The organism is Acetobacter lovaniensis (genome assembly GCF_014207635.1).
In the GTDB taxonomy this organism is placed as follows: domain Bacteria; phylum Pseudomonadota; class Alphaproteobacteria; order Acetobacterales; family Acetobacteraceae; genus Acetobacter; species Acetobacter lovaniensis.
The window spans coordinates 177,435-191,756 of the sequence record NZ_JACHIE010000006.1 but is presented as its reverse complement, the minus strand read 5'-3'; the positions used below and the strand labels follow the sequence as shown (position 1 = coordinate 191,756).

Here is a 14,322-nt window from a genome sequence, read left to right as displayed (position 1 = left end):
CCGCCGCCATGCACAATACTCCGTTCCTCTGGCAGTCTACTGTCAGAGCAGCGGAGCTTTGGTCGTTCCTGCACCCATACGCGACCATCCAGCAGAGGCGTGCCCTGCTGGAGGAAGTCGCGCAGAAATTGGGGATTGAGGATGCAGTTACGGGCATGGGTTCGTGCGGGGGTTAAAGCGCCAGAGGCTCGCGGTATTTTTCAAGGCCACGCCACATGGCATCCACGGCAATGGGATGGCCAACAGGAAGAGGATCCCTATTCAGATCGGAACGCTTTGGCTCCTGCTGGGCTACCTTCTGCGCGGCAGGCGCGCCGGAAGCTCCCAGCATCTTGGCGGAGGCATACCATTTCTTCACAACCCCAACCGTCACCCTCATCTCTGCCGCTATCTGCTCGTGGCTCATGCCCTTTTTGATCAGGCGCGCAACGCTTTTGATGCGCTCATTAAAAGATGCACGGCTTTTTGCGGCAGCCCCAAAGATACCTGCATTCTGGTTGGGTATGAGGCCCATTTCCCGAACGTATTGCCCAACAGTTGCAGGACTCAGACCAACAACCTCAGCAATTTTGATATTCGTAAGGCCCTGGGCGTGCTGGCCACGGATTGCCGCGAGCCTTTCCTTCCGCGTGCTGTTCTTGAGGGCGCCATGGCTGGAAAGCCCAGCCTTCTTGAGGATGTTGCAGGTTGTACTTTCAGAGGCACGGACCTCTTTGGCTATGTCTTTCGTCAGCATGCCCGTGGCATGCAGTGCGACAATCTTCTCGTTGCGCTCAGCAGCCCGCTGCTTGCACAGTTCTGATTTGCTCATTTCCATATCACTTCACCTTCATGCAGAGGATGATCACATCACCGTCACGGATTTCGATGCATTGGGGCTTGCCAAGCTGGCGCATGGCGTTGGGGGACAGACTGGGCGAACCAAAGGCGGTCCACTCGCGCGCACTGACCGGGCGGCAATAGGCTGCTTTGTATCCGGGTGGGATGGCGCTCATTTCGTAACGCCCTCCCCATCAAAGACCGGGGCCAGTGCAGCGATCATGCGCTTCACTGTCTCCGGCTTCCCTTTCACACCGGGCATATCGCGGAACATCCACGCGATAAGCTGCAGCATGCACCGGGCAGCCAGACCGCGAATAAGGAAGGCAAATTCCGGCTGGCTGCGGGATATGGACAGCTTGAAAGTGTGAGATGTAGCCGAGCTATCCAGCCACACCCATGCGTTGAAGGGTCCGATCCTCATGCCGCACCGCCATGCTGCGGACGCCGATTGACCAGCGCCCGCAGCAGCATCACCATGGCAATCGCCACAATCACCATGGAGATTCGATATGAATGAGACCGAACGAGCGATGCTTGATGCCGCCTACGCGAACTCAATCGCTGCAAAATACGTCTGGCAAAGTCTTCTGTCCCATCTGTCGAAAACAGACCGAACAGCCGAACTTGCGATCTTTGAGAGTCTGACCGAGGCAAAGGCCGCTCTTGAGAAGGAGTGCACTGCCAACTCGGATGACCTGCGCGCCTCCGCTCTTGCGATTGCCATTGCTCAGATGGACGAGGTTTTGGGCGCGATAGAAGCCAGACGGTCTCGGTATATTTAGGAGTGAATTTTTTTCGCTCTTCCTTTGTAAGGCACGAGTAATCCCATCCAAAACAGTCCCAAATCATTTGCCGGTGCGCCGCGCTCAGTTTTCTCCTCATGCCCGCGCCTCCTCGGTGGGGGTGCGTTTGAAGAAGTCGGGCCGGAGTTCTTCGCGGGGGATGCCAGTTGCGGCCTCAAGCTCAAGGACGCGCTCGTAGGGGACATCCTGCCAGCGCAGGACCGCACTGTGATGAATGCCGAGAAGACGGGCGACCTTTGATGGCCCTCCAGCCTTTTTGATGATTGCTTTTATGCTCATGCCGCAATGTGACATGACATCACAAATTTGGTCAAGGAAAAACGTGCCCTGACCTCACACATGAAACGTAGGAAAGTGCCACTATATCGAAATGGACAAAGCCTTTGCCGCGCGGATCAAACGGCTCCGCATTGATAGTGGCTTGAACCAGGTGGATATTCAGGCCGCCACTGGTATTGACCGCACGTATCTATCTCGGATGGAAAGCAAAGGTATTCCATCCGCATGGAATAAGATGTGCGCCTTGGCCGATCTATACGGTGTCTCTCTTGATTACCTTCGCCACGGCCAAACGGTTCCTTCTCTTGAAGGATCTGGCGAGGTCATCAAAGACGCCGACGAGCGCTCCCTCATCCGCATGTGGAGGGCCATGAACGATGCGGAGCGCGCCGCCTTGAGAGCCGTGGCCGAGCGGCTTGCTGACAGAGCTGACCCCACCAGTGCTGCGTAACCCCTCGCCCTCGACTCTATGAAGCTGTGCCATAGGGTGAGTATGTCAGAACAAAATGAGAACGACAAGTGAGTTGACTTAGCTTGGAAATACGATGAATTCACGTAGAGTTGAGACGAAGCGCGCAATAACTCGGCGCTGGTGCTCTCGCGCCATGTTCGCTGCAAATGTAATTCTATTTGGGGTTATAATTGTCTTCTTTTCTTACCATCGAGCGTCATTCGATGGCGATTGGAACGGACCTACTGTAGCGACAATGGCCTTAACGGCGGCCACTATAGTAATGGCTGCCGTAACGCTGATGGTTGGGATCATTGCCATATGGGGATACGCGACACTCCGCGAGCAGGCTGAAAATATAGCTAGGGAAACCGCACAGGACGCTGTAGACGAAATGAGGCGTCAGATAGCGTTGCTTTCCATAGGGACAGCGCCAAATGATGATAATGGTGAGACGGAAACGTTAGGGTATGGGGAGGATAGTTGATGTTGCCAAAAATCAATGTTGCGCTTGGCCTCACGCCCTTTGATATTGTGGATAAATTCAAGAACTCCGCACCGGTTGATCTTTTTGGAATGGCGCGCGCCCTTAAAATCGGCGTTGATCCTGATGCCACATTCAAAGACCCCAATACCTCCGGGTCAATTCGGCTGCTTCGGGATGGCTCTTACCTAATATCGATCAATAAGGATCACTCGCCAAATAGGAAGCGATTCACACTTGCCCACGAAATATCTCATTTTCTCCTTCATAGAGATATTATTGACCAGCGCGGGCTAGTTGATGATGCCATGTACCGTAGTGGAGCATCTAGGAACGAGGAGTATCAGGCCAACAGATTAGCAGCCGAACTTCTCATGCCAGAAGGGTTGGTGAGATCGTTCTGCAAAGCAGGGGTGACTAATCCATCTATAATTGCCAGAGTCTTTGGAGCCTCAGATGAGGCCGCCAGGATCAGATTGTCTCAATTGGGCTACTAAGCTACCGCGTCCCGGCCCAGCGCCGGGATATTTTTTATGCGGTAATGTGATTTCATCTCACAATTTTTATTGACGCAATATGTGATGTCATGTCACACATAACCCATCAACCACGAAGGTGATGGGCAATGAACCAAACCACTCCACAAAAACCAATAACCCAGCAATGGGACTACATCGCCACAAGCTGGGCGCTGGCTGCTCTGTATAACCCGTTCGTACAGCTCGCCATCGGCGCAGTGTTCTGGACTGCGATGATTGCGTACGTCTGTTTCGCCCAGAGCGCGCCAGCCGTGACGGCGGACCTGCTTAATGTCCTGTTCTGCGTTCTGAACGTGGGAGCGGATCTGATTGGTGTATCCCGGCTTCCTTACCTAACCCCCTGATGCCACCGCACTTCCCGGCTCGCGGGCCGGGTCTTGTGGCCGCATTGGCCGAATGTTTCCCACGAGGGAGTTTGGAAAATGTCTTACAAAAACGAGGCGTACGAGAAGGCACTTAACGAAGGCATGTTCAGCACTGAGGGGCTGACACCTTTTGTTGCCATCGAGGTGCAGAAATATGAAACGGCAATCGTAAACCTGCTGCGCGTAGCAGACGCGATGACTTTTCCGTTCTTCACTGACAACAGGTTTGCCGCTGTTGAGCTGGCTTTTGCTGAGGAAGCCATTGGCGACATGGTTTGCGCGGTGCGTGAGCTTCACGAAAAGAACCGTATGGAGCGTGGGGTTGTCGCACAAACGCGACATGATGCCATGCGTGGGCTGGAGGTGGCGGCGTGATGCTTACCGAACAGCAAAAAGAACATCTGGGGTGCGTTATCACGACAGCAATGATGTGCCTCAAAGAGCAGAACTTGAGCTGGGGCAGCGCAAACTATCTGCTGAGCCTTGGGCAAAAGCTGGACGCCAGCACACGCCCTCCACGCGTTCCGGCGTTTGATGCGGAGCTTATGAAGGCTCAGGAGGTGGTGGCGTGAGTGATCCCCTCCTCGCAGTCGCCAACCGTGTACACGCAGACGTTCTGCGCCCGGCTTTAGCAGCATGGAGCCAGTTCATCACTGCCATACGTGAACAGGGCGCGAATATTGATGCCTGCTATCTGGAACTTATCGGCGCGGCAGAGGAGCTGGAACGGAAGGGCAAGCAGGCCGCGCAACTCCTACGGCCCGAACTGGCCCAACGTATGTCAAGCGATGGCGTGACAGGTTTCCAGTCAGAAAACTGGAAGGCCAGCCTGCGCGATAAACCGCCAGAACCGTTCGTGACGGATGAAGCGGCATTGAAGGCAGCGTACCCGGAACTCTGGCAGCCCCAGCCTGACAAGTTTCAGACCAACGAAATGAAAAAACTCGCCCGGAAGAAGAGTATTCCCGGCGTTTCCCTAACCAATGGTGGCGCACCCGTTCTGGTTGTTAGCGCCCGCAAGGATGCTTGAATTATGAGTAATGCACTGACGGCCGCGGGTGCTTTTGCGATTGACGGCATGCAAGGGGCAATGAACCTGGCGAAAGCCATGGCATCCGCGAAGATGGTTCCGCAACACCTCCAAGGAAGTCCGGGAGATTGCCTTATGGTCATTGAGCAAGCGATGCGCTGGCAGATGTCGCCGTTTGCAGTTGCTCAAGCTACGGCAGTTGTGCGCGGGAAAATGTGCTTTGAAGGGAAGCTAGTAGCAGCGGCTATCCAGACAAGCGGCATCCTTGAAGGCCGCCTGCGATACGATTTTGCGGGTGACGGCAACGAGCGCAAAGTCATCTGTTCTGGACACATTCGGGGTGAGCCTAAAGAGCGCACGGTAGAAGTGACTCTTGAAAGCGCCAAGACCACCAACGAATGGTGGTCAAAAACGCCAGACCAAATGCTGACCTATCATGCTGCCCGGGTATGGGCCCGAAGACATGCGCCGGAAGTAATGCTGGGCGTTTACTCGCCTGACGAGTTTGATACCTCCCATCATGAGCGGGAGGCAATTGACATCACACCTGATGCGCACTCAATCCCGTCACCCCCATCACACCGCGAACTGACGGAAGAGGAGCGTCACGAGCGATATGTCACGCTATATGCAGGCCGTGCCGCCGCATGCATGGACACGGAATGTTGCAACGGTCTGTGGAAGGCATGGGATGAAAAGATAGACCAAGCACGCGAGATGGGAAAACCAATTCCCTCAAAAACCGTCGATGCTGTGCGCAACATCATCTCAGGACGCGCCGAGGTTTTTCGTGAAGCCGCCTATACCAATGCGCCTGTTGATGAGGTGCCAGCATGACCCAGAAAACGAAACTAGAAATCATCGGCCCGTACACGCCGGAGCATCCGGGGCCGTTTTGTAATCGGAAGAAGGCTCCCATTGAGATAGCGGTAAAGGTGGATCGGAATGGGAAAATTCTGGGTTACGAGGGCGATTCAAAAGACCTAACTAAATGGGAATCTAATGGGCAGTTTGACTCAACACGCATGAGTGACACGGAATACGACATCATGAACGCCCGCGAAGTCCCTGTGGCGCGGGAGTTTTGGGTTAATGAGTTTAGGAATGGCGGATGGGGGGGAATGTTTGAGACGGAAGAAGAGGCCGCCGAGTGGAAAGGTTCCTTTAATTTCATCCGCACAATCCACGTCCGCGAAGTCCTGCCGGGAGAGGGTGCATGAGCAACAAACCCACCGGCGTGTTCGTGCGGTTTCCGTTGAGTGAGGCGGCACGAGAACTCCTTGTTGATGCTGCTGCTTTTGGAAAGCCTGACGATAGCCATGATAAAGCTATTCTTGCCATCGGAACGCCTGTGACGGGTGGTGAGTTGGAGGTGGCAGCTTACGACAATTGCCGATCAGGGTATTTATCTCGCGCAAAGCCGTGCACGGAAAGCATAAAACTCGTCCGCCAGTCCGATGCGCAAGCCCAGATCGCGGCGCTTGAGGCTGAGGTTGTGCGGTTGCGTCATCACTTAGAGCGGATTGACCGCCTCATTATGGGGAATAGTGACCCCGTAATGATGTTTTGTGGAATCCATGCATCATGCACAAAAGCCCTGAAAGGCGGTGCGGCATGAGCGCAACCAGAACCCGCAAGGCATGGCGTGTTTCCATACGTGGATATGACGGCGAAAGCATTGAATATGCTGCCACGGCAGGAAAAGCTCGCTATGAAGCCTATCTGAGTGTTTCAGACTGTAATGATGCAGTGACGTTTGCTGACATCCGGGTGCTCCGCGAACATAGCGCAGATATTACTTTCCCACCCATCCCTACAGAGGCCACTAGCGTTTCCAAGATCGCCTTGGAGAAGCTGCTTCACGCATGTGGCGTGACGCGTGAACGGCCAGAAAAATGCGGTTATCGCTCCCACTTTTATTGCTCATCCAATAATCCGCAGATGCTTGAACTTGTCGAAGCTGGCCTGATGGAAAGCACCAAGAAAGGATGGGGAGAAGGCGACTGCTATTTTCATGCTACCCCGGTCGGCCAAACGGCGGCTTTCGCTATGTGTCCGCTTTACCGCGGTGATGACTTTGCATGGCCAGAGGTGGCGGCATGAGCGAGGAACTGAAAAGCTGCCCATTTTGTGGCGGGAAATCGCAAATCATTAAAGGGTATAGGGTAAGCATCAAGAGGCCGTTTTACCGTGCCTTTTGCGTATCGTGCCAATCACGGCAGTTCACGCGGCATAGAACTCGGAAGGCATCTACCGCTGCATGGAACTCCCGCGCAGGAGAGAAGGCGTGACCAATTCCACAAACTGGCCTAACCCTGAGCGGCCCGGTGTTCCGATGTTCCCTGAGCAGGATGGGTGGCATAGCCTGCGCACCTATTCTCTCGGTCTATTCTTTTGGGACTCTGCAAACAAATACTGGTGGGATAGCCAGAAACGGTTTTACAGAACGATTCCTGAAATTCTGAAAGATACTGTTGGAACCAAATACATCGGCCCCTGCCTCACCCCCACGCAAATAGACGAGGTGGTGGCGGGGGAGCGGGAGCGGTGCGTTCAAGAGGCGCTTCATATCGGAGAAAGCTGGGACGGCACTGAACTCTCTCCGAGCAATACGGCACGTCACATTGCTCAAGCTATCCGCAACCTAGGAGCCGCGCCATGAGGACGAGAAAGGAACAGATTGAGAAAATAATTGAAGCGATGAAGGATTACACGCTTTTGCACACATATGGAGATGATGGGTATGAATACCCTCTCATAGACGCATTAACCCCAGATGGGAGAACCGTCGATGTCGGGGAAAGCGAATGTGGTGAGTTAGCTGCTGAATTATATGATTCAGTCATTGCGCCCCACATCCTCGAAGCCGAACTCCGAGCAGAACAGCGCGTGCGGGCGGAGATTGCGCGGGAACTCAAAAATCCTGAGTGCGTGCATGTAAACATGCTGAGGGGAGAGATTGCGGCTCCATCGTGGAGCCAACTTCTGCATTTATTCCCAAAAGAATACAAGAATATCAGGCGGGATAGTGAGCGGTTGGATTGGTTAGAAAGCGGATGTTGTGATGTGCGCTTTCGATCAGAACCAATAGCAGATACCGGGGATGCAGACGTTTACTGCGACATCGTGCAGCATCATATGGCCAAACCCCGAGAGCGTGTCATCGGGAGTTCTGAAACAATCCGGGCCGCCATCGACGCAGCGCGGGAGGTGGGGTGATGGATGGTTGCACACATTGCAAAAACGGCTGGCTCAATCTTGGTGATACCGAGTGCGTTAATGGCGTCCTTATCGACATAGATGAGGCGCACGAAGGATGGCAGGAGGATGTTTGTTATCCTCCAAGCCCATGCCAAGCGTGTCCGTCATGCTCAGGAAACGCCTTTTATGGAGAGATTGAGTGCCCCGCATGCAATTCAACAGGCTGGAAGTCTGGGCGGGACGAAAGCCTTTCGAGGCTTAAGGAATGGAGGGATCAGAGATGACTGACCCAAGGATTGAGGCGGTCGCCCGGGCCATCTGCAAAGAGTTCATGAAAAACGGTAAAGCTTTGGGCGCAGCAAGGCTTTGCACGCAGGATGCCTTTTTTGACTTGGCGCATGTCTCCCTCGCAGCAGCAGACGCGGCAGCTTGGAGGCCGATTGCGAGCGCGCCGAAGGATGGAACGCTGATCCTTGTCACAGTAAAGCACATTGGCTGTGATGTGGTGTCGTTCTGGGGCACGGGCTGGCGAGAGACTACAAACGGCCTGATGCTGAGAGATGAACCTACCCACTGGCAATCCCTCCCCACTCCACCCAACGCAACACCGCAAGCTGCCCCCGACACAATAACCATCCCAGAGGTACGCAACGACCGGCCTATTCCGGGGAAGGATGTGACGGATGGGTGATATTGTTCCGCGCTGCCTGCCGATTTCATCGGCGGCCCAATACGTGGGCTTATCGGAAACGGCTTTTCGCAGCACCGTAGCCCCCTCTGTGCGCCCTGTTTATCTGACGCCTCGTAGGCCAGTATGGCTAAAAGACCAGCTTGATAAATGGATTGATGCCCGCGCCGGTCTTATCAACCAGACATCAGAAGATGATTTAATGGATGCGATCACCAACAATTAGAATCAAACACATCCAAGTCTACAAAGACCGGCATGGGAAGGAGAGGTGTTATTTGAGGGTGCCGGGAAAGAGGGCGATTGCCCTTCCCTCCCCAAGCTCTCATGATTTCGCACACTATTATATGGCAGCGATGCAATCTCTCAAAGATGAAGAACCAGAAAGAAAGTATGCAGAGCAATCTCTGTGCGATCTAATTGAGCGTTGGTATGGGTCAGCTCACTTCAAAAGCATAAAACCATCCACGCAAACAACATATAGGCGCATACTGGAGTATATGCGCGCCCAGCCGTATGCGCAGTTTCATGTGATGAAATTCAGGGCTGTCCATATAAGGCATATACTTGAGGCGCGCGCATCAACCCCAGCGCGTGCAAACCATATCCTGCGTATGTTTAGGATTGTCTTTTCTTACGCAATAGAGATCGGATGGCTTGAGAACGACCCCACGATAGGTGTGAAGCGCCTGAAAACTAAAGAGGAAGGGGTAGCAGCATGGACAGAGGAGCAAATAGAGCAATATGAGCGCAGGTGGCCTATTGGCACGAGGCAGAGGCTTGCCTTCGCACTTCTGCTCTATACCGGGCAGCGAAGAAGCGATGTTGTGGAGATGGGGGAGTTTTCCATCAAAGGTGGCGCAATAAGAATTACGCAGGCCAAAACAGGCGCGTACCTTGAGATACCCATGCATGCCCAACTCGTCGAGGCAATAAAATCTTTCCCCTGCCATGGGGCGACATTCCTGCAAACTGCATCTGGTAAGAAATGTTCGTCGAACGGGTTTTATAACCAGTTTGTCAAATGGTGCGCAGAAGCGGGGCTTCCATCTGGGTGCTCACCGCACGGCCTCCGAAAGGCCGCCGCGCGCCGACTTGCCGAGGCGGGATGCACAACTCACCAGATCGCATCAATAACGGGCCACTCCACACTTGCAGAGGTGGAGAGATATACCAAATCTGCCCAGCGCAAAAAGCTGGCGGAAGATGCTATGGCCACCCTACAGAGGAAGGGTATTGTATAACCTTACTTTCTAACCATTCAAAAAATGGCAGTTTTTAGCACTTTTTGGGAAGAAATGGTGAGCCGGGAGGGACTCGAACCCTCGACCATTCGATTAAAAGTCGAATGCTCTACCGGCTGAGCTACCGGCTCACACATGAAACCACGCGGGCGGTCAGAGACCGTGCGTGATGGGGCTGTTCCTAACCGGATTAACCCCCTGCGTCAAGCACACAAAGGCATTTTTCCGCCTCTTTGTGCCACATCAGACCTATCGCGGGCGCAATAAGCGGCCATGTCTCGCAAGGGTTCATACAAAAACGGCCCGCCGGGTCAGGGCGGGCCGTTTGCGTGGGATCAGGCTTCCGCCTTGTCCGCCGGGACCATTTTGGCAATCCGGTCGGGCTCGTTCACCACGCCGGATGAGCCGGAGCCACGTTTGATCTTGTCCACGTTCTCCATGCCTTCAACCACTTCACCCACAATGGTGTACTGGCCATCCAGATGGGGGGAGGGTTCGAACATGATAAAGAACTGGCTGTTCGCGCTGTTCGGGTCAGACGTGCGCGCCATGCCAATGGTGCCACGTTCAAACTTGGCCTTGTTGGTAAATTCGGCGGGCAGGTCCGGCAGGTCGGAACCGTGCATGCCAGTACCCGTGGGGTCACCACCCTGAGCCATAAAGCCTGGGATAACGCGGTGGAATGCCACGTTGTCATAAAAACCCTGTTCGGCCAGCGTGCGCAGGCGTTCGGCGGCCTTGGGGGCAAGATCGGGGCGCAGGCGGATAACCACGCGGCCTGCGGGCACATCCATGTAAATCAGGTCTTTTTTATCTTCTGTGGACATCAGAAACTCTCCTGTTAAGGTAACACCCGTCCAAATGCGCGGTTCAGCCCGTGCGTTCAGCCAGACGGGCCAGCAGGCGCGCCTGGGTATAGGGTGTTACAAACTCCGAAATATCGCCGTTGTAGCTGGCAATTTCCTTCACCATACGGGAGGAAATAAACTGCGTGCGCTCCGACGCCATAAGGAACACGGTTTCTATCCCGCTATCCAGCCGCCGGTTTACGCCCGTCATCTGCACTTCGTAATCAAAGTCGGACAGAACGCGCAGGCCACGGAAAATAAGCGTAGCCCCATTGGCCCGCACCGCCTCCACCAGAAGCGAATGGAAAGAGACAACCGTCATCTCCCCCCCTGTACGCGCCTTGATGGCGGGCAGGGCCTCGCTCACGCATTCGATCCGCTCTTCAAGCGGCATGAGCGGGCTTTTGCCGGGGTTGCGGGCAACTCCGATAATCAGCCGGTCCACCAGCCTGCTTGCCCGCTCGATCACGTCCAGATGGCCGACTGTTACCGGGTCAAACGTGCCAGCGTACAGCCCGACACGTTTGGGTGCGGCAGCAGGGCTGGTCATACCGTGGGACCGGCACCATCATCCGAGGTCTGCCGGGGAGCGGCATCTTCCGCCTCGCCTGCTTCGTCCTCACCATCATCCATGACAGGGAACACACTGGTAATGCGTTCCGCATCATTCAGGCGCAGCAGGGTCACCCCGCTGGCCTGACGGGCCATGATACGCACCTGATCAACCGGCACGCGGATCAGGCGGCCAGCATCGGTCACGAGCATGACATCCGTACCCGGCAGCACCGGCAGGGTGGCCGAAACCTCCGTCCCGCGCTTGTTGGCAGAGAAGGTCATGTTGGTAATGCCCTGCCCGCCACGCCCGCTTACGCGGTAATCATAGGCGGAGGAGCGGCGGCCAAACCCGCCATCGCTCACAATCAGCAGCACTTCTTCGGCCGCTTCAAGCTGGGCGAAGCGTTCGGGGGTCAGGGCTTCGGTGCCGGTTGCACCTTCATCCTCATCCCCATCCACCACGGATACGTCGGTATCATCCTCGGTGTCGGCTACGTTTTCGGCCCGGCGTTTGGCGTTGGCCATGCGCAGGTAGGCTGCGCGTTCTTCCACCGTGGCCTCAACATGGTTGAGCACGGCAAGGCTGATCACCCGGTCGCCCTCAGCCAGACGGATCCCGCGCACACCCGAGGACCCACGCCCGGCAAACACACGCACCGTGTCATCGGTAATCTGGAAGCGGATGCAGCGCGCCTTGCGGGTGGCAAGGAACACATCCTGCCCATCGCGGCAGGTGGCAACGCCGATCAGGCTATCGCCGTCATCGAGCTTCATGGCGATCATGCCCGAAACACGGATATTGCGGAAGTCGCTCAGCCGGTTACGGCGCACACCCCCGCTGGCGGTGGCAAAGACAAGGTGCAGGCTTTCCCACAGTTCCTCGTCCTGCGGCAGGGGCAGCACGGCGGTAATGGTGTCTGTTCCAAGATCAGGCAGCAGGTTAACCAGCGCGCGGCCCTTGGCGGCGGGGCCAGCCTCTGGCAGACGCCACACCTTCTGGCGGTACACCTTACCACCGGAGGAGAAGAACATGACCCACTGATGCGTGTGCGCGTTAAAGGAGCGCACCACAATATCATCCCCACGGGTCCCTGCCCCGGTGCGGCCACGGCCACCACGGTTTTGCGCGCGGAACACATCCAGCGGTGTGCGTTTGATAAAGCCTTCCCGCGTGATGGTCACAACCATCTGGCCTGGTTCGATCAGGCTTTCATCATCCTGATCCCCGTCATAATCGGTAATGTCGGTTACGCGCGGGGTTACCAGTTCGGCACGGGCGCGGGCCAGTTCCTCGCACAGCACTTCCATACGGCGGGGGCGGCTGCTGATAATTTCGAGCAGTTCGTTAATCCGCACCGCCACTTCGGACAGTTCGTTCTGGATCTTGTCGCGCTCAAGCCCGGTCAGGCGTTGCAGGCGCAGTTCCAGAATCCCGCGTGCCTGTGCTTCGGTCAGGCGGACCTTGCCATCCACCACCACGTTGCCTTCATCGTGGATCAGGGCCAGCAGGGGTTCCACATCCGCGGCATTCCACTGCGCTGCCATAAGCGATTCCCGCGCGGTAGCGGCATCTGGCGCTGCGCGGATAAGGGCAATAACGGCATCAATATTGGCAACCGCAATAACCAGCCCGACCAGAATATGGGCCCGGTCGCGCGCCTTGTTCAGGTCATGGCGCGAGCGGCGCAGAATCACTTCCTCGCGGAAGGCGATAAAGGCCTCCAGCACATCCTTCAGGCCCATCAGGCGGGGTTTGCCGCCATCAAGGGCCAGCATGTTCACGCCAAAGGAGGTCTGAAGCTGGGTAAAGCGGTAAAGCTGGTTCAGCACCACTTCGGGCGTGGCATCACGCTTGATTTCAATCACCACGCGCATACCCGAGCGGTCGGACTCGTCGCGGATATCGGCAATGCCTTCCACCTGCTTGGAGCGGACCAGATCGGCAATACGCTCCTGCAAGGTGGCCTTGTTGACCTGATAGGGGATCTCGCTCACCACAATGGCTTTGCGGTCCTTGCGGATTTCCTCAATATCGGCCTTGGCGCGGATGATGATGGAGCCGCGCCCCGTAGCATAGGCGCTGCGGATGCCAGAACGCCCCAGAATGGTGCCACCGGTGGGAAAATCCGGGCCGGGCACAATGTCCATCAGCTCTTCGAGCGTCATGTCCGGTCTGGCGATCAGGGCCAGTGTGGCATCCACCACTTCCCCCGGATTATGGGTGGGAATATTGGTGGCCATACCCACGGCAATGCCGGTTGCGCCATTGATCAGCAGGTTGGGGAAAGCGGCGGGCAGAACCGTGGGTTCGTTTTCGCTTTCATCGTAGTTGGGCTGAAAATCGACCGTATCGCGGTCAATGTCACCGAGCAGAAAAGTGGAGGAGCGGGCCAGACGCGCCTCGGTATAACGCATGGCGGCGGGGCTGTCCCCATCCACCGAGCCAAAGTTACCCTGCCCGTCGATCAGCTTGACGCGCATGGACCAGGACTGCGCCATACGCACCATGGCTTCGTAAATGGAGCTGTCGCCATGGGGGTGATATTTACCCATGACCTCACCCACTGCACGGGCGGACTTGCGGTAAGGCTTGTCGTGCGTAAAGCCGCTCTCGTGCATGGCGTAAAGAATACGCCGGTGCACGGGCTTGAGACCATCTCGCACATCAGGCAACGCACGGCTGACAATGACCGACATCGCATACGCAAGGTAGGAGGAGCGCATCTCCTCCTCAATGGTCACGGGCACAAGGTCTGAAGGCTGCGGTGATCCGGTCTGGTCAGAAATCTCGGTCAAGGTTCATCCGTTCTGTCATGCTGCGCGGCTGTCTGGGCTAGTGCCCGCACGCCCCGCCAAATCCACCTGAACACCGGTTGCCACGGTGCGGTGTATTTTCTAGCACCAAACCCCGCAAACTCCTAGCGCTGGCAGGGGTTTGGGCAGGCATAAAACCCACAGGGGGTGCTGATTATCTTGCCCCGAACGGCCAGCTATGCCCATCATGACCCATAAC

The 14,322-nt window shown here is 55.9% G+C and carries 25 protein-coding genes and 1 tRNA gene; 18 read left to right on the top strand and 8 right to left on the bottom strand.

The annotated features are described in order from the left end of the window. Positions 1 to 172 precede the first annotated feature (172 nt). The 3 genes from HNR55_RS08875 to HNR55_RS08865 are packed head-to-tail and all read right to left on the bottom strand — an operon-like array spanning position 173 to position 1,243. Positions 173 to 811, bottom strand: a complete 639-nt coding sequence (locus tag HNR55_RS08875) for a hypothetical protein (protein WP_166113336.1) — start codon at positions 809 to 811, stop codon at positions 173 to 175. Between the two features lie 7 nt (positions 812 to 818). Then, positions 819 to 995, bottom strand: coding sequence for a hypothetical protein (locus HNR55_RS08870; protein WP_166113339.1), 177 nt, complete (start codon positions 993 to 995; stop codon positions 819 to 821). After that, positions 992 to 1,243, bottom strand: a complete 252-nt coding sequence (locus tag HNR55_RS08865; RefSeq protein ID WP_166113342.1) for a hypothetical protein — start codon at positions 1,241 to 1,243, stop codon at positions 992 to 994. Before HNR55_RS08865 ends, HNR55_RS08870 begins: the two co-directional genes overlap by 4 nt. An 88-nt stretch (positions 1,244 to 1,331) precedes the next feature. Here HNR55_RS08865 and HNR55_RS08860 point away from each other — a divergent pair, with 88 nt between their 5' ends. Beyond that, entirely contained in the window at positions 1,332 to 1,604 is a 273-nt protein-coding gene (locus tag HNR55_RS08860; protein ID WP_166113345.1) for a hypothetical protein, read from the top strand. A 96-nt stretch (positions 1,605 to 1,700) separates the two neighbouring features. On the opposite strand, the gene HNR55_RS08855 is transcribed toward HNR55_RS08860, so the two are convergent. Then, positions 1,701 to 1,904, bottom strand: coding sequence for a transcriptional regulator (locus HNR55_RS08855; RefSeq protein ID WP_166113347.1), 204 nt, complete (start codon positions 1,902 to 1,904; stop codon positions 1,701 to 1,703). A 91-nt stretch (positions 1,905 to 1,995) separates the two neighbouring features. On the opposite strand from HNR55_RS08855, the gene HNR55_RS08850 reads away from it, so the two are divergent. From HNR55_RS08850 to HNR55_RS16955, 17 genes are all read left to right on the top strand, one after another. Beyond that, positions 1,996 to 2,355 (top strand): helix-turn-helix domain-containing protein, encoded by a 360-nt coding sequence (locus HNR55_RS08850; RefSeq protein WP_166113350.1) that lies wholly within the window; start codon positions 1,996 to 1,998, stop codon positions 2,353 to 2,355. Positions 2,356 to 2,509: 154 nt separating this feature from the next. Continuing rightward, positions 2,510 to 2,842, top strand: coding sequence for a hypothetical protein (locus HNR55_RS16725; RefSeq protein ID WP_206752450.1), 333 nt, complete (start codon positions 2,510 to 2,512; stop codon positions 2,840 to 2,842). After that, the gene (locus HNR55_RS08845; RefSeq protein ID WP_048854815.1) at positions 2,842 to 3,336 is read left to right on the top strand and encodes an ImmA/IrrE family metallo-endopeptidase; all 495 of its coding nucleotides are present in this window, start codon (positions 2,842 to 2,844) and stop codon (positions 3,334 to 3,336) included. Before HNR55_RS16725 ends, HNR55_RS08845 begins: the two co-directional genes overlap by 1 nt. Before the next feature lie 128 nt (positions 3,337 to 3,464). Beyond that, entirely contained in the window at positions 3,465 to 3,722 is a 258-nt protein-coding gene (locus HNR55_RS08840; protein WP_166113353.1) for a hypothetical protein, read from the top strand. Positions 3,723 to 3,800: 78 nt separating this feature from the next. Next, on the top strand, positions 3,801 to 4,118 hold the full coding sequence (locus HNR55_RS08835; RefSeq protein ID WP_166113356.1) for a hypothetical protein: 318 nt from the start codon (positions 3,801 to 3,803) through the stop codon (positions 4,116 to 4,118). Further along, a complete protein-coding gene (locus HNR55_RS08830) occupies positions 4,115 to 4,315 on the top strand; it encodes a hypothetical protein (RefSeq protein WP_166113361.1) in 201 nt (66 codons plus the stop codon). The genes HNR55_RS08835 and HNR55_RS08830 overlap by 4 nt, the downstream gene beginning before the upstream one ends. Continuing rightward, positions 4,312 to 4,773, top strand: a complete 462-nt coding sequence (locus tag HNR55_RS08825) for a siphovirus Gp157 family protein (RefSeq protein ID WP_166113364.1) — start codon at positions 4,312 to 4,314, stop codon at positions 4,771 to 4,773. Before HNR55_RS08830 ends, HNR55_RS08825 begins: the two co-directional genes overlap by 4 nt. A 3-nt stretch (positions 4,774 to 4,776) precedes the next feature. After that, positions 4,777 to 5,610: a recombinase RecT gene (locus HNR55_RS08820; protein ID WP_166113367.1), complete on the top strand. Its 834-nt coding sequence runs from the start codon at positions 4,777 to 4,779 to the stop codon at positions 5,608 to 5,610. Further along, positions 5,607 to 5,993, top strand: coding sequence for a hypothetical protein (locus HNR55_RS08815; RefSeq protein WP_166113370.1), 387 nt, complete (start codon positions 5,607 to 5,609; stop codon positions 5,991 to 5,993). The genes HNR55_RS08820 and HNR55_RS08815 overlap by 4 nt, the downstream gene beginning before the upstream one ends. Next, positions 5,990 to 6,391, top strand: coding sequence for a hypothetical protein (locus tag HNR55_RS08810; protein WP_166113373.1), 402 nt, complete (start codon positions 5,990 to 5,992; stop codon positions 6,389 to 6,391). The genes HNR55_RS08815 and HNR55_RS08810 overlap by 4 nt, the downstream gene beginning before the upstream one ends. Further along, positions 6,388 to 6,876, top strand: a complete 489-nt coding sequence (locus HNR55_RS08805; RefSeq protein ID WP_166113376.1) for a hypothetical protein — start codon at positions 6,388 to 6,390, stop codon at positions 6,874 to 6,876. Before HNR55_RS08810 ends, HNR55_RS08805 begins: the two co-directional genes overlap by 4 nt. After that, positions 6,855 to 7,064 (top strand): Lar family restriction alleviation protein, encoded by a 210-nt coding sequence (locus tag HNR55_RS17280; protein ID WP_373318144.1) that lies wholly within the window; start codon positions 6,855 to 6,857, stop codon positions 7,062 to 7,064. Before HNR55_RS08805 ends, HNR55_RS17280 begins: the two co-directional genes overlap by 22 nt. Next, positions 7,061 to 7,435, top strand: a complete 375-nt coding sequence (locus HNR55_RS08795) for a hypothetical protein (RefSeq protein WP_166113382.1) — start codon at positions 7,061 to 7,063, stop codon at positions 7,433 to 7,435. Before HNR55_RS17280 ends, HNR55_RS08795 begins: the two co-directional genes overlap by 4 nt. Then, positions 7,432 to 7,992: a hypothetical protein gene (locus tag HNR55_RS08790; RefSeq protein WP_166113385.1), complete on the top strand. Its 561-nt coding sequence runs from the start codon at positions 7,432 to 7,434 to the stop codon at positions 7,990 to 7,992. The genes HNR55_RS08795 and HNR55_RS08790 overlap by 4 nt, the downstream gene beginning before the upstream one ends. Before the next feature lie 262 nt (positions 7,993 to 8,254). Then, positions 8,255 to 8,665: a DUF551 domain-containing protein gene (locus HNR55_RS08785; RefSeq protein WP_166113388.1), complete on the top strand. Its 411-nt coding sequence runs from the start codon at positions 8,255 to 8,257 to the stop codon at positions 8,663 to 8,665. Then, positions 8,658 to 8,888 carry a helix-turn-helix transcriptional regulator gene (locus HNR55_RS08780; protein ID WP_166113391.1) on the top strand — a complete coding sequence of 77 codons (231 nt, stop codon included), beginning with the start codon at positions 8,658 to 8,660 and terminating at the stop codon, positions 8,886 to 8,888. Before HNR55_RS08785 ends, HNR55_RS08780 begins: the two co-directional genes overlap by 8 nt. Continuing rightward, positions 8,869 to 9,906 (top strand): site-specific integrase, encoded by a 1,038-nt coding sequence (locus tag HNR55_RS16955; RefSeq protein WP_242005486.1) that lies wholly within the window; start codon positions 8,869 to 8,871, stop codon positions 9,904 to 9,906. Before HNR55_RS08780 ends, HNR55_RS16955 begins: the two co-directional genes overlap by 20 nt. A 55-nt stretch (positions 9,907 to 9,961) precedes the next feature. On the opposite strand, the gene HNR55_RS08770 is transcribed toward HNR55_RS16955, so the two are convergent. The 4 genes from HNR55_RS08770 to gyrA form a co-directional block, all read right to left on the bottom strand. Then, a tRNA-Lys gene (locus tag HNR55_RS08770) sits at positions 9,962 to 10,037 on the bottom strand. Positions 10,038 to 10,241: 204 nt separating this feature from the next. Continuing rightward, a complete protein-coding gene (locus tag HNR55_RS08765; RefSeq protein WP_166113394.1) occupies positions 10,242 to 10,733 on the bottom strand; it encodes a peptidylprolyl isomerase in 492 nt (163 codons plus the stop codon). A gap of 43 nt (positions 10,734 to 10,776) precedes the next feature. Beyond that, positions 10,777 to 11,304 carry a pantetheine-phosphate adenylyltransferase gene (gene coaD / locus HNR55_RS08760; protein WP_086647031.1) on the bottom strand — a complete coding sequence of 176 codons (528 nt, stop codon included), beginning with the start codon at positions 11,302 to 11,304 and terminating at the stop codon, positions 10,777 to 10,779. Continuing rightward, complete coding sequence (gene gyrA, locus HNR55_RS08755) at positions 11,301 to 14,105, bottom strand: DNA gyrase subunit A (RefSeq protein ID WP_166113397.1); 2,805 nt, start codon at positions 14,103 to 14,105, stop codon at positions 11,301 to 11,303. Before gyrA ends, coaD begins: the two co-directional genes overlap by 4 nt. Between the last annotated feature and the right edge of the window lie 217 nt (positions 14,106 to 14,322).

What these genes read in the sequence shown, in the direction of transcription:
- HNR55_RS08790 (WP_166113385.1), top strand. Translation starts at nt 7,432, where the DNA reads ATGAGGACGAGAAAGGAACAGATTGAGAAAATAATTGAAGCGATGAAG.
- HNR55_RS08805 (WP_166113376.1), top strand. Translation starts at nt 6,388, where the DNA reads ATGAGCGCAACCAGAACCCGCAAGGCATGGCGTGTTTCCATACGTGGA.
- HNR55_RS08855 (WP_166113347.1), bottom strand. Translation starts at nt 1,904, where the DNA reads ATGAGCATAAAAGCAATCATCAAAAAGGCTGGAGGGCCATCAAAGGTC.
- HNR55_RS08835 (WP_166113356.1), top strand. Translation starts at nt 3,801, where the DNA reads ATGTCTTACAAAAACGAGGCGTACGAGAAGGCACTTAACGAAGGCATG.
- HNR55_RS16725 (WP_206752450.1), top strand. Translation starts at nt 2,510, where the DNA reads ATGTTCGCTGCAAATGTAATTCTATTTGGGGTTATAATTGTCTTCTTT.
- HNR55_RS08850 (WP_166113350.1), top strand. Translation starts at nt 1,996, where the DNA reads ATGGACAAAGCCTTTGCCGCGCGGATCAAACGGCTCCGCATTGATAGT.
- HNR55_RS08875 (WP_166113336.1), bottom strand. Translation starts at nt 811, where the DNA reads ATGAGCAAATCAGAACTGTGCAAGCAGCGGGCTGCTGAGCGCAACGAG.
- HNR55_RS08860 (WP_166113345.1), top strand. Translation starts at nt 1,332, where the DNA reads ATGAATGAGACCGAACGAGCGATGCTTGATGCCGCCTACGCGAACTCA.
- HNR55_RS08785 (WP_166113388.1), top strand. Translation starts at nt 8,255, where the DNA reads ATGACTGACCCAAGGATTGAGGCGGTCGCCCGGGCCATCTGCAAAGAG.
- HNR55_RS08845 (WP_048854815.1), top strand. Translation starts at nt 2,842, where the DNA reads ATGTTGCCAAAAATCAATGTTGCGCTTGGCCTCACGCCCTTTGATATT.
- HNR55_RS08865 (WP_166113342.1), bottom strand. Translation starts at nt 1,243, where the DNA reads ATGAGGATCGGACCCTTCAACGCATGGGTGTGGCTGGATAGCTCGGCT.
- HNR55_RS08810 (WP_166113373.1), top strand. Translation starts at nt 5,990, where the DNA reads ATGAGCAACAAACCCACCGGCGTGTTCGTGCGGTTTCCGTTGAGTGAG.
- HNR55_RS17280 (WP_373318144.1), top strand. Translation starts at nt 6,855, where the DNA reads ATGGCCAGAGGTGGCGGCATGAGCGAGGAACTGAAAAGCTGCCCATTT.
- HNR55_RS08780 (WP_166113391.1), top strand. Translation starts at nt 8,658, where the DNA reads ATGGGTGATATTGTTCCGCGCTGCCTGCCGATTTCATCGGCGGCCCAA.
- HNR55_RS08815 (WP_166113370.1), top strand. Translation starts at nt 5,607, where the DNA reads ATGACCCAGAAAACGAAACTAGAAATCATCGGCCCGTACACGCCGGAG.
- HNR55_RS16955 (WP_242005486.1), top strand. Translation starts at nt 8,869, where the DNA reads ATGCGATCACCAACAATTAGAATCAAACACATCCAAGTCTACAAAGAC.
- HNR55_RS08765 (WP_166113394.1), bottom strand. Translation starts at nt 10,733, where the DNA reads ATGTCCACAGAAGATAAAAAAGACCTGATTTACATGGATGTGCCCGCA.
- coaD (WP_086647031.1), bottom strand. Translation starts at nt 11,304, where the DNA reads ATGACCAGCCCTGCTGCCGCACCCAAACGTGTCGGGCTGTACGCTGGC.
- HNR55_RS08820 (WP_166113367.1), top strand. Translation starts at nt 4,777, where the DNA reads ATGAGTAATGCACTGACGGCCGCGGGTGCTTTTGCGATTGACGGCATG.
- HNR55_RS08840 (WP_166113353.1), top strand. Translation starts at nt 3,465, where the DNA reads ATGAACCAAACCACTCCACAAAAACCAATAACCCAGCAATGGGACTAC.
- HNR55_RS08870 (WP_166113339.1), bottom strand. Translation starts at nt 995, where the DNA reads ATGAGCGCCATCCCACCCGGATACAAAGCAGCCTATTGCCGCCCGGTC.